18 protein-coding genes are annotated in these 18,245 nt (G+C 47.8%); 11 read left to right on the top strand and 7 right to left on the bottom strand.

Annotated elements, in window-relative coordinates; translation table 11 throughout:
• Nucleotides 1-383: 383 nt before the first annotated feature.
• From EWH91_RS07820 to EWH91_RS07805, 4 genes are read right to left on the bottom strand one after another with little or no spacing between them, the layout of a single operon-like run.
• Nucleotides 384-1,364, bottom strand: a complete 981-nt coding sequence (locus EWH91_RS07820) for a polyprenyl synthetase family protein (RefSeq protein ID WP_129929477.1) — start codon at nucleotides 1,362-1,364, stop codon at nucleotides 384-386.
• Between the two features lie 24 nt (nucleotides 1,365-1,388).
• The gene (locus tag EWH91_RS07815; protein ID WP_129929520.1) at nucleotides 1,389-1,928 is read right to left on the bottom strand and encodes a Gx transporter family protein; all 540 of its coding nucleotides are present in this window, start codon (nucleotides 1,926-1,928) and stop codon (nucleotides 1,389-1,391) included.
• A gap of 34 nt (nucleotides 1,929-1,962) precedes the next feature.
• Complete coding sequence (locus EWH91_RS07810; RefSeq protein WP_129929476.1) at nucleotides 1,963-2,379, bottom strand: NusG domain II-containing protein; 417 nt, start codon at nucleotides 2,377-2,379, stop codon at nucleotides 1,963-1,965.
• A gap of 27 nt (nucleotides 2,380-2,406) precedes the next feature.
• Nucleotides 2,407-4,329 carry an FAD-dependent oxidoreductase gene (locus tag EWH91_RS07805; RefSeq protein WP_129929475.1) on the bottom strand — a complete coding sequence of 641 codons (1,923 nt, stop codon included), beginning with the start codon at nucleotides 4,327-4,329 and terminating at the stop codon, nucleotides 2,407-2,409.
• Between the two features lie 256 nt (nucleotides 4,330-4,585).
• Between EWH91_RS07805 and pplA the strand changes: the two genes are divergently transcribed.
• From pplA to EWH91_RS07770, 7 genes are all read left to right on the top strand, one after another.
• Entirely contained in the window at nucleotides 4,586-5,491 is a 906-nt protein-coding gene (gene pplA / locus EWH91_RS07800) for an extracellular electron transfer flavoprotein PplA (RefSeq protein WP_129929474.1), read from the top strand.
• Between the two features lie 94 nt (nucleotides 5,492-5,585).
• Nucleotides 5,586-6,638 (top strand): FAD:protein FMN transferase, encoded by a 1,053-nt coding sequence (locus EWH91_RS07795; protein WP_129929473.1) that lies wholly within the window; start codon nucleotides 5,586-5,588, stop codon nucleotides 6,636-6,638.
• 27 nt (nucleotides 6,639-6,665) lie between these two features.
• Nucleotides 6,666-7,604 carry a 1,4-dihydroxy-2-naphthoate polyprenyltransferase gene (menA, locus tag EWH91_RS07790; RefSeq protein ID WP_129929472.1) on the top strand — a complete coding sequence of 313 codons (939 nt, stop codon included), beginning with the start codon at nucleotides 6,666-6,668 and terminating at the stop codon, nucleotides 7,602-7,604.
• Nucleotides 7,605-7,627: 23 nt separating this feature from the next.
• Nucleotides 7,628-8,566 (top strand): 1,4-dihydroxy-2-naphthoate polyprenyltransferase, encoded by a 939-nt coding sequence (gene menA / locus EWH91_RS07785; RefSeq protein WP_129929471.1) that lies wholly within the window; start codon nucleotides 7,628-7,630, stop codon nucleotides 8,564-8,566.
• A gap of 18 nt (nucleotides 8,567-8,584) precedes the next feature.
• Nucleotides 8,585-9,391, top strand: a complete 807-nt coding sequence (locus EWH91_RS07780; RefSeq protein WP_129929470.1) for an energy-coupling factor transporter ATPase — start codon at nucleotides 8,585-8,587, stop codon at nucleotides 9,389-9,391.
• Complete coding sequence (locus tag EWH91_RS07775) at nucleotides 9,382-10,239, top strand: energy-coupling factor transporter ATPase (RefSeq protein WP_129929469.1); 858 nt, start codon at nucleotides 9,382-9,384, stop codon at nucleotides 10,237-10,239. The genes EWH91_RS07780 and EWH91_RS07775 overlap by 10 nt, the downstream gene beginning before the upstream one ends.
• Nucleotides 10,236-11,051 carry an energy-coupling factor transporter transmembrane component T family protein gene (locus EWH91_RS07770; protein WP_129929468.1) on the top strand — a complete coding sequence of 272 codons (816 nt, stop codon included), beginning with the start codon at nucleotides 10,236-10,238 and terminating at the stop codon, nucleotides 11,049-11,051. The genes EWH91_RS07775 and EWH91_RS07770 overlap by 4 nt, the downstream gene beginning before the upstream one ends.
• 43 nt (nucleotides 11,052-11,094) lie before the next feature.
• On the opposite strand, the gene EWH91_RS07765 is transcribed toward EWH91_RS07770, so the two are convergent.
• The gene (locus EWH91_RS07765) at nucleotides 11,095-12,024 is read right to left on the bottom strand and encodes an aldo/keto reductase (protein WP_129929467.1); all 930 of its coding nucleotides are present in this window, start codon (nucleotides 12,022-12,024) and stop codon (nucleotides 11,095-11,097) included.
• Nucleotides 12,025-12,254: 230 nt separating this feature from the next.
• On the opposite strand from EWH91_RS07765, the gene EWH91_RS07760 reads away from it, so the two are divergent.
• A complete protein-coding gene (locus tag EWH91_RS07760; RefSeq protein WP_240697300.1) occupies nucleotides 12,255-13,037 on the top strand; it encodes a C39 family peptidase in 783 nt (260 codons plus the stop codon).
• A 6-nt stretch (nucleotides 13,038-13,043) separates the two neighbouring features.
• On the opposite strand, the gene EWH91_RS07755 is transcribed toward EWH91_RS07760, so the two are convergent.
• Nucleotides 13,044-13,343 (bottom strand): hypothetical protein, encoded by a 300-nt coding sequence (locus EWH91_RS07755; RefSeq protein WP_129929466.1) that lies wholly within the window; start codon nucleotides 13,341-13,343, stop codon nucleotides 13,044-13,046.
• A gap of 293 nt (nucleotides 13,344-13,636) precedes the next feature.
• Here EWH91_RS07755 and EWH91_RS14750 point away from each other — a divergent pair, with 293 nt between their 5' ends.
• Nucleotides 13,637-14,611 carry a polymer-forming cytoskeletal protein gene (locus tag EWH91_RS14750; RefSeq protein WP_240697299.1) on the top strand — a complete coding sequence of 325 codons (975 nt, stop codon included), beginning with the start codon at nucleotides 13,637-13,639 and terminating at the stop codon, nucleotides 14,609-14,611.
• Between the two features lie 113 nt (nucleotides 14,612-14,724).
• Here the strand turns inward: EWH91_RS14750 and EWH91_RS07740 are convergent, their stop codons facing one another.
• Nucleotides 14,725-15,321, bottom strand: coding sequence for a cysteine hydrolase family protein (locus EWH91_RS07740; RefSeq protein ID WP_129929465.1), 597 nt, complete (start codon nucleotides 15,319-15,321; stop codon nucleotides 14,725-14,727).
• Between the two features lie 692 nt (nucleotides 15,322-16,013).
• Here EWH91_RS07740 and EWH91_RS07735 point away from each other — a divergent pair.
• Both EWH91_RS07735 and EWH91_RS07730 read left to right on the top strand, forming a co-directional pair.
• Complete coding sequence (locus EWH91_RS07735; protein WP_165364275.1) at nucleotides 16,014-16,649, top strand: Crp/Fnr family transcriptional regulator; 636 nt, start codon at nucleotides 16,014-16,016, stop codon at nucleotides 16,647-16,649.
• Nucleotides 16,650-16,871: 222 nt separating this feature from the next.
• A complete protein-coding gene (locus tag EWH91_RS07730) occupies nucleotides 16,872-18,179 on the top strand; it encodes an ABC transporter substrate-binding protein (RefSeq protein ID WP_129929463.1) in 1,308 nt (435 codons plus the stop codon).
• The last annotated feature ends 66 nt before the right edge of the window (nucleotides 18,180-18,245 follow it).

Here is an 18,245-nt window from a genome sequence, read left to right as displayed (position 1 = left end):
TAGGATGTTGATTTGTTGCGAACGCACACTCGTGACTTCAGTCATGAGTAAGTGATTCAGTTTCTTCATATAAATTTGTCTTCACGAAACTACAGGCGCTCTGAATCTATTTTGAATCTGCAGAAATGGGGATCCTTAATTTTTGGATTAGCTGTATTTCACCCAGCAGGGGATTGTCTGTCTTTATGGAGATTTTATTTTCGGCTTTATTCTGTGATTCTGCATGCAGCTTCTGAAAGTGATAAAGGGCAAACGGCCACGATCAAACGGATGGACGCGCACTGAAACGAAGTGTTGTTTATGTAGATCATTAAGGCGACCGGTAAAACAAAAAGGGCTGCGGATATGTGACTGTCCGCAGCCCTGAATATGAATATAATCAGCTACCGGTTTCTCTCCAGCAGTGCAAGCGTTAATTTTCGGAGTGTTGCTTTATTCTTTCCCTCCGGTAACTGATCCAGTTCCTGAAGTGCCTTTCGGGTATATTTTTTCGCAAGCTCCCTGGCTCGTTCAATGCCCCGGCAGCGATGGATGCAATCCAGAATGGTATCGATCTCCTGATCTGTCAGATGTGCCCTTTTTTCCAGAAGCGGACGCATGGTCTTCGGTTCTGTTTTGAACGTATAGATCACCGGAAGGGTATATATGCCCCGCCGCAGATCACTCATTACCGGTTTTCCCATCCTGTCCCGGTTACCCTGATAATCCAGTATATCGTCGATAATTTGAAAAGCCATGCCGATGTCATGCCCCATATTATAAGCGCGATTCGCATAGAAAGAGCTGCTCCGGCTTTCCATCGCTCCGGAATAACAGCTGATCGCAAACAGCTGAGCCGTTTTACCGGATATTTGTGAGAGATAATTTTTGATTGATGATGGCGGTTTAAATTCAGCATGCAGCTGTTCCAGTTCGCCTGCCAGAATCCTGTCGGCCGGTATGCCGTCGACACGTAAATGAGGAAGTGAAGAGGCATGCCGGGCGAGCAGTGAAAAGGACAGGCTGAACAGATAATCTCCCGTATAAACAGCGATCTTATTTCCATATAAAGTATGAACAGCAGGCCGGCCATGCCTTGTATCCGATTGGTCAATCACATCATCATGAACGAGCGTTGCCATGTGCAGACACTCGAGCGCCGCGGCGACAGCGAGTGCCCGACTTCTGTTTCTCTCCGGTCCGATTTTTGAGCATAAGAGCGAATAGGCCGGCCGGAGCATTTTTCCCGACGAGCGGATCATGTCTTTAATTCTGCGTTCAATCGCGGAGTCATGAACACGGATATGGGAATCGATCAATTCGAGTACGGCTGATAAATCAGCCTTTAACTCCGGATAAGCCTCCCACATCGGATGTACGCGCATCCTTCTCGCCCCTTTCTCTTTCTACTATGCCCGATCATCGGCTTCTTGTAAATATCTGTAATATTGAAGTTTCTCTACGTGTGTGAGTAAATAGTTAGCCATGATACCGATCGCAACACCGGCAAGAATGCCGACGAAAGATAATACCGGCAGATAAAGAAGGACGGTCCAGGTCCGGGCAATCCAGCTGGCAACGATCAGCTGACCGACATTGTGCAAAATGGCGCCTGTTGCACTGACACCGATCAGGCTCACACGCCGGGGCCCCAGTTTTTTTACTGCCCACATGCCTGTAAAACTCAGAATCATACCGGCCGCACTGTACATAAACGTTGAAATCGTGCCGCTCAGAAGGGTCGCCAGGATCAGACGAATGGTCACTACTTTTGCCGCGTTCTTTCCCGACAGGGTATATAATGCCATGCAGGTGATGATATTGGCAAGGCCAAGTTTCGCGCCCGGAGCGACGGCAAAGGGGAAGGGGATGGCCGACTCAAACAGGCTGATAATGACAGATTGCGCAGCGAGGAGAGCCATATAAGCCGACAGATGATTTTTTGTCATGATCATGATGCAGATCCCCTTATCCCCGAGAAACTCAGGAGCTGATGATTACCGGCTCCGGAGCGCTTTTTTCACTCTGAATTTCAATAACTACTTTGTGCGGGATGCAGACAATCGTCTCTCCCGGTTTGGAAATATAACCTGTCCGGACGCAGACCTGGTCGGGACAGTTCGCACTTTTTATCCTGATCCGGTTGTTGCGGACTTGTATGGTGTTGACACCGCCGTCTTTAGTATGGATATCAAAAATCTGATTCTCCGCGTTTCCGGACAGCACCACTTGTTTCACTTTTTTATTATTAACCTTAATCACAGCCACTTCACTTCTATCGCCGGAAGTTTGCTCTGCCTGAACGTAACTGAAAATGCCGAACGGAAGAAAAGAGAAAAGCACGAGCAGGCAGACGATAATGATATCCCAGCGTCTGATCATTGAAAAACCGTATTTCATCTCTGCCCGTCCTTTCTGATTTCTGTTTTACATGCCACGTGAAGCGGTGTCCGTATGGCTGCCGGTGTTCTGATCAGGCCCGTACACGGATTGCGACTTCCCGTACCACAGGCGTCCAAAGAACTTCTGCAGAAAGGGAACAACCCAGTAATCAAGGCCAATCGTCCGCCCGGAACCGTTCATCAGGGCAATGGATGCCGGAAGAGCCCAGAATTTATCCCAACCCATCATCGCACTGAGAATGAAGACGACAAGGAATCCGGCACTTGCTGCACTGCAGATCCAGGTCAGAAGCCCGGCCAGAATAGCCAGCCCGATGCCCAGTTCGATAAACAGCATCATCTTCTGCATGAAAATCGCGACATCTGCGTTCGGAAGCAAGATCTTCATGATCCATTCAAACCATCCCGGCATTTTACTGAAAATCGGCGCAGCCCACTGTGTTGCTGCATCACTGCTACTTCCGGCAGCCTGACTGGCTCCGGTTGTCGTGGTCTGCAGCCAGTCGAAGGGCATTTTCACCGTATCACTGGTCAGCCAGGAATCTTTGCCGATCCCGTTAAACAGCAGATGGACTTTCGACCAGCTGGATGTTGCCTCTTTCCATGTTGCCTCTCCCCAGATTTTCGCAAAGGCTTCGGTCAGCCAGAAACCGCCGACAACGACGCGCAGCGGGACACTCCAGAGAACGTTTCCGTAACGCGCGGACCAGTTACGGAAAATGTTCCGTTTATATTTCGTATGGAAAAATTCATGCATAATGTAATGGAACATATAGTAGCCGCTGTGGATGCAGAGAAAGTAATACAGGTTCACCACATGTTTCATAAAATTGGCGAACCAGCTGCTCAGGCGCCAGCCCATGAGATTGGCGACACCGAAGCGCGCACCGATGGAAACCATGACGCCATGGTACTTACCGTGATAGGCCGTTTTCTCACCGCCGTTTATTGAGGCGATAATGTTTTTCGCTGCGGTACCGCCGGTCTGTTCAGCGGCTTCGACAATCTGCGGTACCGGTTTACCGTCTTCCTCATGGTAAGCGAGGTCGCCGACAACGTAAATGTTCTCCATCCCTTCAGCTTCCAAATACGGGTTAACTTTCAGCCGGCCGGCTTTGGCGGAAGCCAGGCCGAAGGGTTTAACATCAGAGTTGGCCCGGACGCCGGCTGTCCAGATCAGCGTATAGGTTGGAATTTCTTCGCCCGATTTAAGCACGATCCGGTCAGCTTCGACTTTGACGATCGGTGAACTTGTCAGGATTCTGATTCCTTTTTTCACCATATAATGTTCTGCTTTTCCGGCATCTTTTCGGTCAAGCATATTCAAAATGGTTGGCACCGCTTCAACAAGAATAAGCGAAATGTCGCTTTCATCCAGTTTATTGATGGCGGCCAGTTCCCTTTTCCATTCAAGGAGTTCGCCGATCATTTCCACGCCGGTAAAACCGGAACCACAGACAGCAAACGTCAGCATGGCTTTTCGTTTGGCTTCATCGTGAACTGTGGCGGCCTTTCTGACTGTTTCTTCAATATGCCGGCGAAGTTTGACGGCATCTTCCCAGGACAGGAGTGTAAACCCGTGTTCCTTCACACCGGGTATACCAAAATCATTCGGCTCGCCGCCTATACCGAGAATCAGATAATCATAAGGATAGGCGCCGTGGTCAGTAATCACCGTCTTCTTGTCACGGTCCAGCTGCCGGACTGAATCGGTCACCAGCCGGACTTTAGACTTTCTGAACAGTTTTCTCAGATCAAACTGGATGGCATCAGGCTCTACCCGATGTGCAGCAACTTCATGCAGTTCGGTCATCATTGTATGGTAGGAGTGGCGATCAATCAGTGTGATGGTAACAGAATCATCTTTTTTGAACGCTTTGGCCAGTTTTTTGGTGGCGTGTACACCGGCATAGCCTGCTCCGATGATCACAATGTTTTTGTTACTCATTCGTTTTCCCCCCAGGCTGTTATAAATCAATGAATGAATTTATGAAGAAGAACATGATAGAATTTGTGAAGCAAATATCATTCTATCAATTTTTATTTTAACCTTGCAGGTGAAAAGTGTCTATATAATCAAGAAGAAAACGTTTCAATTTTTTTACATTGTTCACAGTTTGTTTATAGTCATAAAGGACTGCCCAGTGTTATGATACAGATGTGAATTAGTTCACACATACTATAGAGAGGGAGTACAAGAGATCATGAAGATGAAAAAACTGGCACTCACGGGAACACTCTTATTTACAATGATCCTCGCTTCCTGCGGTTCAAATGAAAACGCTGACACAGGAAACACGGAAAAAGCAGCAGGAAATTCCGAAACCAGTACGCCTCAGCTGGTTACCGGAGCAGCTTATCAGGACGGCACTTATTCATTAAATGAAAAAGATTTTGATAAGCACGGGTGGAAAGCCCAATTTAAGATGACCGTAAAAGACGGTAAGATTACAAAATCCGATTATGACTACGTGAATAAGGATGGCGCATTGAAATCGGAAGACAAAAACTATGAGAAAGCGATGAAAGCCAAGTCAGGGACCGGTCCGAAAGAATATATCCCTAAGCTGAACAAATCACTGGTTGACAGCCAGAGCGCGCAGCAGGTTGAAGCTGTATCCGGTGCGACCGAGTCTTCAGGCAATTTTATGAATTATGCACAGCAGCTGACTCAGGCCGCGCAAAAGGGAGATACAACGCCTATTCAGGTGGATGCCCAGGGAACGCTGAAAGACGGTGAATACAAGCTGTCGGAAAAGAATCTTGGACCCACCGGCTGGAAGACTTATATCAAAATGACGGTCAAGGGTGGCAAGATCACGAAAGTGGATTACAACTTCCTTGATAAAAACAACAAACTGAAATCTGAAGATAAGGCATACGAAAAGAAAATGAAAGCACAATCCGGTACCGGGCCTCAGGAGTATATACCGGAGCTGAGTCAGTCACTGAAGGAAAAACAAAATGCCGGTGAAGTGGATGTTGTGACCGGTGCGACGCATTCCAGCCATGCTTTTAAAATCTATGCGGCGCAGCTGATCAACGCGGCTCAGAAGGGTGACACCACGCCGATTGTCGTGGATAATCAGGTTTATAAAGAAGAGAAGTAATACCCGGCTCAAGACAGGAGGCTTTAGAGCGTGCACACTCTAAAGCCTTTATTTATCCCGCAAAACAGATCACCGCGCAGAAAGGCTGAACATCATGAAAAAGGTATGTACCGTATTACTTATTCTCATGCTTCTTATAACAGCCGGCTGCTCCTCAGAGGAGAAGCCGGCTACGCCGAAAATATCCGATAATCCATCAAGTAAAACCGAGTTTCTGATGGGGACCGTCGTCACAGTAAAAATATATGACGAGGGAAAAGGAAAAGTGCTTGACCCTGTTTTTAAGCGGATCAGAGTGCTCGCAGATACCACAACGGCCGAAGAAAATGAAAAGCAATCAGAAATCAGTGAAATCAACAGAAATGCCGGGGTGAAACCGGTCCGGGTTTCCGAAGATATCCTGGATATGCTGAAAATTGGCAGACATTTCAGCGATCAGTCTGGAGGGAAATTTGACTTGTCGATCGGTCCGCTGTCGCGGCTCTGGCATATCGGTTTTCCCGATGCGCGTAAACCGAAACAGAGTGAAATTGACCGGGTTCTGCCGCTGATTGATTACAAAAAAGTCGTGGTGAACGAGAAGAAACATACGGTCTTCCTGAAGGGCAAGGGGATGAAGCTTGACCTCGGTGCGATTGCCAAGGGTTATATTACAGATCAGGCAGTCGCCGTACTGAAGGCTCACGGCGTACATTCGGCGATCGTTGACCTTGGAGGCAATATCTTTGTCCTCGGGGACAGTCCGAGGGGAGGAGAATGGACGGTCGGCATCCAGAATCCCTTTTCGCCGCGCGGAGAAATCGTTGGTAAAATCAGGGAATCCGATAAAACCATCATAACGTCCGGTATTTATGAACGTTATCTTAAAGTCGGCGGAAAAACCTATCATCATCTACTGAACCCGGATACCGGCTATCCGTTAAATAATGATATTGCCGGCGTCTCTGTTGTGACGGGCCGTTCCGTGAACGGAGACGCGCTGTCGACGACGCTGTTCGCCGAGGGTGTTCAGGCCGGGATCAGAAACGCCGAAAAAATGAAAGACGTCGAAGCCATTTTTGTCACGCGGGATAAAAAGATTTATATCACGTCCGGTCTGAAGAAAAATTTTGAACTGACAGATACATCTTTTGAACTGGCAGATTGATGAAATCTTAGATAAGAGGTGGAAAAATTGTCACTGTACGCCTTTCTGAAACTGGTGGAAATTAAGACGAAACTGGCAAGTCTGTTTCCGCTGATCGTCGGCCTGCTGTTTGTCACTTATCGCTACAACACATTTAAGCCGCTCAACACATTGATTTTTTTCGGCTCCATGGTGCTTTTTGATATGGCGACAACGGCGATCAACAACTACATGGATTATCGCAAGGCGACGAGTGAGGAGTACCGGCGAAGAGAAAATATTATCGGTCAGGAACGGATCCCCGAGTGGCTGGTCGTCCTGACCATTCTCACGCTCGTGACTTCGGCGACTGCACTGGGCATTTGGCTTGTTGTACGAACGGATCTCATCGTGCTTCTGGCCGGAATGCTCTGCTTTGCGATCGGTATTCTGTATTCATTCGGTCCCATTCCTATTTCCAGAATGCCGCTTGGTGAAATCTTTTCCGGGATTACTATGGGGTTCGGTATTCTGTTTCTGGCCGTTTATGTCAATGCCTTTGATCAGGGGATTGCCAATCTGGTCTGGGAAGGGGCCATCGTGACCCTGCGTGTGGATCTGATTCGGTTTATTGAAATCATTCTGGTTTCTCTGCCCTGTATTTTTACCATTTCCAATATCATGCTGGCCAACAATATCTGCGACCTGGATGACGACATCAGGAATCATCGGTTTACCCTGCCCTATTATATCGGCAGACGATACGCGATCTGGCTTTTCAATGGGCTCTATCTGGCTTCCTTTGCCGCCATACTGGCCTGCGTTCTACTGAAGATTCTTCCACTCATTATGCTGCTCGTGCTGCCTGTTGTTTTGCCGGTCTATCGACTCGTGAAGAAATTTAATCAGAAACAGGTGAAATCACAGACTTTTAATGTGGCTGTGAAAAATCTCGTTCTGGTGAATGGAACCATCGCTGTTTTACTGATGATCGCTGTGTTCTTCTGAAGAAAAATCCGGGAGGTGTAAGGATGTCTTTGCGTACGTTCCTGGAACTGGTGCAGATCCAGACGAAACTGACCTGCCTTTTCCCGTTTATTGCCGGATGTCTGCTTGCATTTTATCGTTTCGGGACATTCCGACCGATCAATACACTGATTTTCATTACCGCTTTACTCGTCTTTGTCATGACCACAACAGCTATTAATAATTATATGGATTTTCGAAAGGCCACTTCAGACGATTACCGCAGGCGCAAAAACATTATCGGTCAGGCAGGGGTCCCGGAATGGCAGATCGTTGCCATCATTCTTATCATGTTTTCGATTGCAACGGGACTTGGCATCTGGCTTGCCTTCCGGACGGATCTTGTTCTGCTTCTTCTCGGCGCAGCTGCTTTTGCCATTGGTATTCTCTATTCCTTTGGACCGATTCCGCTTTCCAGAATGCCGCTCGGAGAAATTTTTTCGGGCGTGACGGAAGGGTTCATCAATCTTTTTCTGGCCGTTTATATCAACGCCTATGATCAGAGCATTGTCAATCTGATCTGGCAGGACCGGCTGATTCAGGTCCGCATGGACATTGTGCTAATATTAGAAATGATCCTGGTTTCCCTTCCGTTCGTCTTCACGATTGCCAACATTATGCTGGCGAACAATATCTGCGACTTGGAAGAAGACATCAGTAATCACCGCTATACGCTGCCGTATTATATTGGTAAACGCCATGCGATTCAGCTGTATAATGGGCTGTACGCCGCTTCATTTGCAGCGATTGTCGTCTGTATCGTCCTGCGTATCCTGCCGGCGATCCTTTTGCTCACACTGCTGATGGCTGTGCCGGTGTACAGGCTCTGCCGCAGATTCAGCCGGGTGCAGCTCAAATCGAAGACGTTTATCGTATCTGTGAAAAGTCTCGCGCTGGTTAACGGGACGCTGACCATGCTGCTTTTCATCGCAGTGATCCTTTAAAAGGAGTTTTTTAATCAGATGGCAATCATTGAGGTCAGGAATGTTTCTTTTAAATATGACAGGAGGGAGAAGGCGAATACCCTGTCTTCTGTTTCCTTTGATGTCCATCAGGGAGAATGGCTGTCGGTTATCGGCAATAACGGCGCCGGAAAATCGACTCTGGCCCGCCTTTTGGTCGGTCTGCTTAAGCCTTCCTGTGGAACGATCCGGATCAAAGGTGTCGTACTCAATGAAGAAAATAAATGGGAGATCAGAAGGCATGCAGGGATTGTTTTTCAGAATCCTGATAATCAGTTTATCGGCGCAACGGTTCAGGATGATGTGGCTTTCGGACTGGAAAACATCAATATGCCTGTTAAAGAGATGAGAGTCAGGGTGGAGGAAGCGCTGAAATCCGTCGGTTTGTCACAACTGAAGGAAGCCGACCCATCCCGCCTGTCCGGCGGTCAGAAACAGCGCGTGGCGATTGCGGGCGTTCTGGCGCTGAAACCGGACATTCTGATTCTGGATGAATCGCTTGTGATGCTCGACCCGGCGAGCAGACGTGAGATGCTCCGCACACTGCAGAAGCTCCGCGCGGGCGGGCGGCTGACCATACTTTCGATTACACACGATATGAATGAAGCGGCAAAAAGTGACCGCATTCTGGTTCTGAAAAACGGCCGGCTGGTCAACGACGGCACACCACGACAGATTTTCAGCACAGAAATGGAGATGGAAGCCCCGTTCAGTGAGAGACTGAGGAGGCTGCTGCTGAAAAACGGCCGCCGGGCGCCCAGGCATTATATGACGGAAAATGAAATGGTTCAATGGTTATGCAAATAAAACTGGAACACATTACAGCTGATTATATACTGGGGCCGATCCACAGCCCGAAGGTTCTGAATGACGTCAGTCTGACGCTTCCTTCGGGGTCATTTACAGCTGTGGTCGGTCCGACAGGCGCGGGTAAATCGAGCCTGCTGAAGGTGATCGACGGTATTTTGATGCCCGGGTCCGGAAGGGTACACGTCGGATCGTTCACTTTTCCCGGGGATAATGACAGACAAACACTGAAAGAAATCCGTAAAAGGGTCGGCCTCGTCTTTCAGTTTCCGGAATCACAGATTTTTGCTGAGACAGTGGAGAAAGATATTTGTTTCGGTCCGATGAATTTTGGTGCCCGGCTGCCCGAGGCGAAAAAAATTGCGGAGAAAGCAATCCGCCAGGTCGGACTGGATCCGGTTCTTCTGAGAAAATCACCGTTTTCCCTGTCCGGCGGTCAGAGGAGACGGGTTGCGCTGGCCGGCGTACTGGCGACGGAGCCGGATATCCTCCTGCTGGATGAACCGGCGGCGGGGCTTGATCCGCACGGGCAAAGGGAGATTCTGTCGCTGATTTCCAGGTGGAATCATGAGCAGGGGATGACCGTTGTGCTTGTCACTCATGATATGGAAAGTGTGGCCCGTGATGCGGATGCTGTGGTAGTTATGGAAAAGGGAGAAGTGGTCTTTCACGGTGATGTACGCGCGCTGTTTTCACGAACGGAACAACTTGCGGCCTGGCATCTCGATCTGCCGGATGCAAGAAGATTTCAGCTGGAACTGGAACGGCGTGCCGGAATCAAGCTGCCGCGCGTCTGTCTGACTGCAGATGAACTCACCGATGCACTGATCGAGGTGGGACGGGTATGAATAAACTCATCCTTGGCCGGTACTTTCCCGGCGCCTCGCGGATCCATCATCTGGATCCGCGTGCGAAACTGATCTCGGGCCTGGCATTTGTCTTCATCACCTTTCTGGCGACCAACATTCAGGGCCTCCTGCTGCTGTGGACTTTTACATTTCTTGTCATGTTTCTGTCCGGGACAGGCTTCCGGACGTACCTGCGCGGTGTCCGCCCGCTGATCTGGCTGATTCTGTTTACGGTTGCCCTTCAGATCCTGTTTACGGCAGGAGGAGACATCTATGTAGACTGGGGGCCGTTCACCATATCGGAGTTCGGTCTCATTAACGCAATCTATATCTTTTCCCGGTTTGTCACCATCATTTTCGTAACGACGGTTGTGACCTTAACAACCAAACCGGTTGACCTGACAGATGGGATTAACTTTCTGATGCGTCCGCTGCGTTTCATTCATGTTCCTGTCGAAGAATTATCAATGATGCTGACGATCGCCCTGCGATTCGTGCCTGACTTGCTCGATGAAACGCAGAAAATTATGGATGCCCAGCGTGCACGCGGTGCCGTGTTTGGTGAGGGATCCATTTTCCGGCAGATGAAGGCACTTGTCCCCGTATTTCTGCCGATTTTCTCAAATTCGCTGAACCGCGGGGAGGAACTGGCTGATATCATGGAGGTTCGCGGTTACCGCGCCGAATGCAAAAGATCTTCTTATCGGGCTCTGAAATGGAAAATGAAAGACACGGTCTGCCTGCTGGTGATCGTACTCCTCGCCGCAGGATTCATTTGCCTGAATTTGATATACGGCTCATTTCATATATAAAAAACGGGCAGATCCGTTAACCGGATCTGCCCGTTTCAGCCACTTAGGGTAATTTATTCCCTGCAGCCATATAAATTTCATACCATTCCTCACGTGTCAGATGAATGTCTGCGCCCTTCGCCGACGCCTTGACGCGATCGGGATTTGTTGTGCCGAGAATGACCTGCATTTCTGCCGGATGACGGAGTATCCATGCGACAGCGACAGCATTATTCGTCACATCGTATTTCCTGGCAATTTCATCGATTTTCTTATTCAGTTCGGGAAACTTCGGATTATTAAGGAAGACACCTTCAAAGAACCCGTACTGGAACGGTGACCAGGCCTGGATCGTGACACCATTCAGGCGGCAGTAATCAAGAATGCTGCCATCGCGGACATTAGAGGCATCTACGGTCATATTGACGTTGATTCCGGCATCAACCATGCCTGTCGCCATGATGCTGAATTGCAGCTGATTGACTTCAAGAGGCTGTCTGACCGTCTTTTTCAGAAGTTCCATCTGCATCGGATTCTGGTTGCTGACTCCGAAATGCAGCACTTTTCCCTGCTGATGCAGGGTATCAAATGCCTCAGCAACCTCTTCAGGTTCCATCAGCGCGTCTGGCCGGTGAAGTAGAAGATAGTCAAGATGATCCGTCTGAAGGCGCTTCAGACTGGCATTGACCGTCTCAAGCAGATGATCTTTTGAAAAATTATAAATAGTATATTCCGGTCCGTGAACAATCCCGCACTTGGTCTGCAGGGTGATCTTGTCTCTCAGGTCCGGATGTGCTGCCAGCACCTTACCAAATTTGGCTTCACATGCTCCATTGTTATAACAGTCGGCATGATCAAAAAAAGTCACACCATTTTCCAGATCTGTCCGAATCAGCCGCTCAACGGCCTCATCTGACATGTCGGCAATCCTCATACAGCCCTGAACTACGGCAGATCCTTGTTTCTTTTCCGGTCCGATAGCGATTTGCTTCAACAGTATCCCTCCAGAAAAAGTATATTTTGGTTGAACATGGGTAAACTCTCCCTACATCATCTTATAACCCTGAGGACATAAATAAAAGGAATTCACATCGCAACCCCTTACATGTCAAAGCCTGTTCACAATTTCTGGTTTCACCCATGACCTGATCTGCAATTTTCAGTGAAGTGAAGTGTATAATGATAAAAAGTGTCTGAAATTTGAAAGGAGAAGCGGATCGTTAATTGAAAAAGACTGCATACGTTTATACGATCGTTTTGACCGTCGCGGCCCTCCTGCTGATCACGATCATTATGGTGCCCCATGTTAACGCAGATTATCCGATGAGCCCTGCGGAAAACAGTGCAGTACCCTCTCCTGACGCTCCCCGGTCAGTTGACCAGAACACGCTTCTGATTAAGGATAAAGCTCCCCGGAAACCGGTCCCGGTCGAAAAGAAAATAATGAATTTCCCTGTGATTTCCCAGATGCCGGAGCTTGCCCGCGGCTGTGAAGTCACGGTACTGGCCATGCTGATTCAGTCAAGCGGGAAAGCGATAGATAAAATGGCCCTTGCCGATCAGATTGAAAAGGTTCCTTTTCGTGATGGCGTGTATCGCGGGAACCCGAATAAAGGATTTGTCGGTAACATCGAGACGTTTGATGAATCGGGGTATGCAGTTTATCATGGGCCTGTTTATAAACTGGCACGTCAATATATGGATGCAGTTGATCTGACCGGTCGCCCCTGGTCGGACGTTGAAAAAAAGATTGTGGAAGGAAACCCGGTATGGGTCATCGTAACAAGCACGTTCCGGCCTCTGCCGGAAGAAGAATGGGACACCTGGCAGACAAAGGACGGACCTGTGAAAATAACCTATCGTGAGCATGCCGTTCTGGTTACCGGTTTTGATCCAGACTCTGTCTACGTCAACGATCCTTTGGATGGAAAGAAAAACAAGAAGCTTGACAGGAAAGCGTTCATACAGGGATGGGAACAGTTTGGCAGGCAGGCGATTACGTATTAATTGATTTCACAAAATAAGCCACGCGATCAGGACAAACAGCAGCCAATACGGGAACCAGAGCATGGCCTGTATCGCGACAATAAGTCCTGCCTTCCAGTCCCGTGGCCGGCCTCTGGAAACCCGGTTCATAAACAGCATGTAGACGACCGCCGCCAGGATAGCCACCCAGAGATAGCCCCGGGAAACGGCATCGGTTGAAATATGAAGAAGTTCAGCTGCCAGATCAGGGCGGAAGATCATAAAGGTGAGGACGAACAGGAGAAAACCGTATAGCATGCTGAAGAGATGAATTTTCACGAATTTCATGATTCGTAACCTCCAGGAAACTCATTATTTTAATAATGAGAGGAAGGAATGAGCTTCAAATTAAAAACGCAGCGGCAAGCCTGTTCACTTTAGCGGCAGGTAGTTGATAGAAACACCTCCGCCCCCCCATTATAGCAGACCCTTTCTTAAAACCGCGCGGATTTCACAATATAAAACGTCATAAATTATACAAATCAGAGTGTAAATATGTAAACGCATACATGATAAAATAGGAGTGTGATGTGAAAGAGATCACATATAGATAGGATACTGAACTTTAGGGGGATTTACTGATGAAGGCTAAATTCAGGCTGTTGGTTATTTCCGTCCTGGCTGTTGCCATGCTGACCGCAATGACCGCCTGCGGAAACGGAAACGGCTCAGGGGACAGCGAAAAATCATCAGGGTCATCCGCCGATGCTGTGACAACGGCTTCAATCGTCAATGATGCGGATGCTCTTGTAAAAGCTTTAAGTAAGGATGGGACCTGGATCGTTGCGACACTGGGTGATCTGAAGGTGGATCAGGATATTGTTGTAGAAGGTGAATTCCACGATAAGGGTGATGCGTCGAAAGAGATATACCGTAAACTTGCACTGTACACCCAGGATGAAAATCATAAGATTACCGAATCATTCAAACTGACCGCACCGAAAATGACCGTAAAGAGTGAAAACTTCAAAATTCAGGGTGGGACCTTTGTCGGCGATGTTTATGTTGAAGCTAAGGGATTCACGCTTGACAAGTCGGCAACTGTCGATGGCAATATCATCTATACCAGTGATGAATTCAAAAACGCAGCCACTGTTGACGGAAAAGTCACCGGAAAAACCTCTGTGGACGCTGTGACAAGTGCGTCGATTGTCAACGATGCGGATGCTCTTGTAGATGGTTTAAGCAAAGACGGGACCTGGATGGTTGCCACACTGGGCAACATCACGGTTGACAAAGATATTGTCGTTGAAGGTGAATTCCATGATAAGAATGATCCATCTGCCGATATCTATCGTAAGCTGGCGCTGTATACTCAGGATGAAAATCGGAAAATCACCGATTCGTTTACTCTGACTGCGCCGAAACTGATTGTAAAAAGTGAGAATTTCAGATTACAGGGTGGAACATTTAAAGGTGATGTGTACGTAGAAGCGAACGGATTTAACGTGCATAAAACAGCAAAAATAGACGGAAACGTGTATTACGCAAATGACGCCATCCAGAAATCAGCTAAAATTGAAGGGGAAGTCTCAGGAAGTCAGGAAGTAAAATAAGGTTTACACAAATACAGGGAGAGGACCAACGTGGACCCTCCCTGTTTGAGTTGACAAGAGAAACAGCTCTGAGTATTGGCAGATCATGCGAATCACTCAGAGCTGAATTTTTATTAATTGAACAGCTTATAGACCTCTTTGACCGGAACCACCTGACTTCTTCCAAAACGAAGTACCTCAAGACCGAGCTTTTTCCGTTCAGGACTGAAGGAAGCCGTCGTCTCAATGGGCACAATACAGTTATAGTTCAGCGAGAAAGCAGAACTGCAGGTTTCCAGAACACAGACATCCGTCGCGGCCCCGACAAGAATCAGGTTGACAATGTGCTGTGCTTTCAGCAGCTGATCGAGGTCTGTCTCGAAAAACCCGTCCCAGCGATGCTTTACAACCAGCTTTTCATCCTTCCGCGGGGCAAGAGGTGGGATAATAGCTGCATCCGCAGAACCCCTGGCAAAATGCCTGTACTTTTTCACCTCGAAACGTTTCGCAAGCATCGGCCAGTCGCTGAAATCTTCTTCGTATTCCGTTTTAATATTTACGACCAGCATCCCGTTTTCGTTAAAAAAATCCTTCAGCCTGATAATCGGGGTCACGATATCTTCCTGCCTGGACACATCGACATGCAGCATCTGCACGAGTGAACCGTCTGGCGCACCACCGCCGTATTGCATATCAATCACGAGTAAGGCCGTTTCTGCTTTAGATAACATAAGACTATCCTCCCGGGATTTTTAAATTGTGAACCCATTCACATCTATCCATAATTTTACCATTTATGCGCTTACACAGAGCCGCTGTGTTGTGTCTCCTTTGTGAAGGGTCAGGAGAGGAAAGTGCCCCCTGCTACGGTTGTATGACCTGTTCACGCGAAATGTCCTGACCGAGACTGATTCAGAAAATCAGAAGATGCGTGTGTCGTGGCCCCCCCTCTCTGTAAGGCCTGCACATTTTACAAAAAAAACACACTTACTTCACTTCAGATTGATCCGGATCTGCTAATTTGTGTATGTCTGCTATCCTCCTAATCTTTTCAAATACGTTCATTTTTTCAGAGGTTTTGTCCATGCGTGTGAGAAGTGTTGGAAGAAGCAAATGAGGGGAGTTCTTCCACCAACTCTGTCTGAGACAATGTAATGCACAAAGAATGTGCGTATGAAGGAACTCACAGCCAGGGTGGATAAAGGCTGTTTTGTAAATGTAATTTTACCATTGCATCGTTATTGTAATGATTCAGTAAACTGTCAGCTTCCCGACGGAAATTTATGGAACAGTCAAGCTATACTCGTTTTGAGAACAGGGATCATGGTTACCGGAGCCTTTCCTCGCGGGAGAGATGTGTAACGGATGCAGAAGCTGCCGGCTAGAGAACGGCTTTATCCTGAAAACAAAGGAGAGTCCTGAAATGACTGTGGATCAAAAAGCACATAATGCGTTGTATGAATTATTCCAGGAAAATGGTACATTGCATGCCTTTAAACGAGGTGATCTGGTCTTCAGAAAAGACGATCCGGCAAACAATGTTTTTTACATTGAAGACGGGTTGCTTAAAATCTGCCAGCTGTCCGATTCGGGCCAAGGTGTGACTTTCTTCATTCGGAAAGGCGGAGAGTATTTCGGTATGGCAGAAATTGTCCTTCATCAAATCCATTCATGTTACGCTCAGTGTCTGACAGATTGCCGGATCTGGGTGCTCCCTTCCAGAGTTGTTGAAGAAAGATTACGCACCGACCTCCAGGTCAATCAGGAAATTCTCTTCACGCTGACCAATCGACTGATGCATCAGGAACATATGGTTGAACAGTTAATATCCAAGTCCGTATCTGCAAGACTTGCCTGGCTTCTGTGTCAGCTGAGCAGAGGGAAACAGGAGAGGAAAAAGTCGATCCCGCTGCGTCTCACGCATGAAGAAATGTCACAAATCGTCGGATGCAGCAGACAAACGATTTCGGAATTATTTAACGAGTGGCGAACCCGCGGGATCATTCACTACACCAGAAACAGTCTGACCATCATCCAGCGGGATAAACTCGGGTCCTGATGGAGGGACACATACCTGACACCAGTATATTGCGAGATAAAATTTACTGGATTAGCCGACAGCGATATGTTGGTTTCGACTCGTTTCACTCTCCAGATGCTGCAATTAGCAAATGGGTCTTGCAGGGGCAGCTACTGTGTCCTGGTCTGTAGAACCTGTCACAAATGATCAAGCTTGAATGAACGTTAACATGAAAAAACATGTATAAAAGGAGATCAATCAATGATTGCAAAATGTAAAAAAACAGTTCTTTCCGTAATCCTCCTGCTTTCCGTACTCGTTCTTGCACTTTCAGGTTGCGGTTCGTCAGGTTCATCGACTGCCGGAGACAGTAAAAAAGTCAAGATCGAATACTGGCATGTGAATGCTCAGACACAGGGCGGACAGGCCGTTGAAGAGTTAATTGAAGAATTCAATAAGCAGAGCGAGACGGTGGAGGTTGTCGGAAAATATAATCCGGACATGTATAAAGGTTTGATGCAGAATCTGCAAGCCGAGAAAGCAGCGGGAAAGTCGCCGGCTCTTGTGCAGATTGGTTGGGCTTTTCTGGACTATTTTTCGAATAACTTCAGTTATCTGGCTCCGAATAAAGCAATTGAAAAGTTTGATTCGAACGATCCTGACTTTTTATCAGACAAATTTTTACCAAATATCCTGAATCTGGCAAAAAACAGTGATGGCAAACAGGTTGGTATTCCTTATTCGCTGAGTTCTCCTGTACTGTACTTAAACAAGGACCTGCTGAGGGAAGCGGGTCTCGATGAGAATGGGCCGAAAACATGGCAGGGAATCAAAGAGTTTGGCAAAGTTGTTAAAGATAAGACGCAAAATTATGGACTGTATGTTCAGGAACCTGCAGATACCTGGGCACAGCAGGCAATTATGCTAAGTAACGGTGCTCAGATTATTGATAATGGGAAAGCAGCATTTGCCACCAATGAGGGTATCGAAGCATACAAACTTTACGGAGATATGGTGGTCAAAGATAAGTCAGCACTGCATGTTCCGTGGGATCAAGGTGTCAACGCGTTCATTAACGGAAAAGTGGCCATGCTTTATACAACAATTGCACAGATGAGTAACGTGAAGAAAGGTGCCAAATTCGATGTGGCGACCATTCCTTCTCCGCCATTTGACGGAAAGCAGGCCAAGGTACCTGCGGGAGGCTCTTTCCTGGCCATTACAGCACAGTCCGAAGAGCAGCAAAAAGCTGCGTGGGAGTTTGAAAAATTTCTGTACAGTGTACCTTCTATGGCAAAATGGACGAAAGCGACCGGATATGTTCCCCCCCGGAAGGATGTTGCCGATTCTAGAGAAGGACTCAAAGACTTTGTCAAAGAAAATCCGATGCTGAATGCGGCACTTATCCAGATGGACAAGGCTGTTCCTTGGACTTCTTTCCCGGGGAATACTGGTCTACAGGCCGAGCAGATCATGATTGACAGCCGTGATAAGATTCTGGGCGGCCAGGGCTCGGCTGAGGATGTTCTGAAAGAGGCACAGCAGCAGATCAATCAACTTGAACCCTGATCGTCAGTATTCCCTGACCAATGGCACGAAAGTGTATGGCATGAGAGGTGTGTGCCGTGCACTGTT

This window comes from Sporolactobacillus sp. THM19-2 (genome assembly GCF_004153195.1).
In the GTDB taxonomy this organism is placed as follows: Bacteria; Bacillota; Bacilli; order Bacillales; family Sporolactobacillaceae; genus Sporolactobacillus.
The sequence above is the reverse complement of the archived record's forward strand: the minus strand, read 5'-3'. Positions and strand labels throughout refer to the sequence as shown.

What these genes read in the sequence shown, in the direction of transcription:
- EWH91_RS07795 (WP_129929473.1), top strand. Translation starts at nt 5,586, where the DNA reads ATGAAAAAGGTATGTACCGTATTACTTATTCTCATGCTTCTTATAACA.
- EWH91_RS07755 (WP_129929466.1), bottom strand. Translation starts at nt 13,343, where the DNA reads ATGAAATTCGTGAAAATTCATCTCTTCAGCATGCTATACGGTTTTCTC.
- EWH91_RS07775 (WP_129929469.1), top strand. Translation starts at nt 9,382, where the DNA reads ATGCAAATAAAACTGGAACACATTACAGCTGATTATATACTGGGGCCG.
- EWH91_RS07735 (WP_165364275.1), top strand. Translation starts at nt 16,014, where the DNA reads ATGACTGTGGATCAAAAAGCACATAATGCGTTGTATGAATTATTCCAG.
- EWH91_RS07815 (WP_129929520.1), bottom strand. Translation starts at nt 1,928, where the DNA reads ATGACAAAAAATCATCTGTCGGCTTATATGGCTCTCCTCGCTGCGCAA.
- EWH91_RS07780 (WP_129929470.1), top strand. Translation starts at nt 8,585, where the DNA reads ATGGCAATCATTGAGGTCAGGAATGTTTCTTTTAAATATGACAGGAGG.
- menA (WP_129929471.1), top strand. Translation starts at nt 7,628, where the DNA reads ATGTCTTTGCGTACGTTCCTGGAACTGGTGCAGATCCAGACGAAACTG.
- EWH91_RS14750 (WP_240697299.1), top strand. Translation starts at nt 13,637, where the DNA reads ATGAAGGCTAAATTCAGGCTGTTGGTTATTTCCGTCCTGGCTGTTGCC.
- EWH91_RS07805 (WP_129929475.1), bottom strand. Translation starts at nt 4,329, where the DNA reads ATGAGTAACAAAAACATTGTGATCATCGGAGCAGGCTATGCCGGTGTA.
- EWH91_RS07730 (WP_129929463.1), top strand. Translation starts at nt 16,872, where the DNA reads ATGATTGCAAAATGTAAAAAAACAGTTCTTTCCGTAATCCTCCTGCTT.
- EWH91_RS07810 (WP_129929476.1), bottom strand. Translation starts at nt 2,379, where the DNA reads ATGAAATACGGTTTTTCAATGATCAGACGCTGGGATATCATTATCGTC.
- EWH91_RS07740 (WP_129929465.1), bottom strand. Translation starts at nt 15,321, where the DNA reads ATGTTATCTAAAGCAGAAACGGCCTTACTCGTGATTGATATGCAATAC.
- EWH91_RS07820 (WP_129929477.1), bottom strand. Translation starts at nt 1,364, where the DNA reads ATGCGCGTACATCCGATGTGGGAGGCTTATCCGGAGTTAAAGGCTGAT.
- EWH91_RS07770 (WP_129929468.1), top strand. Translation starts at nt 10,236, where the DNA reads ATGAATAAACTCATCCTTGGCCGGTACTTTCCCGGCGCCTCGCGGATC.
- pplA (WP_129929474.1), top strand. Translation starts at nt 4,586, where the DNA reads ATGAAGATGAAAAAACTGGCACTCACGGGAACACTCTTATTTACAATG.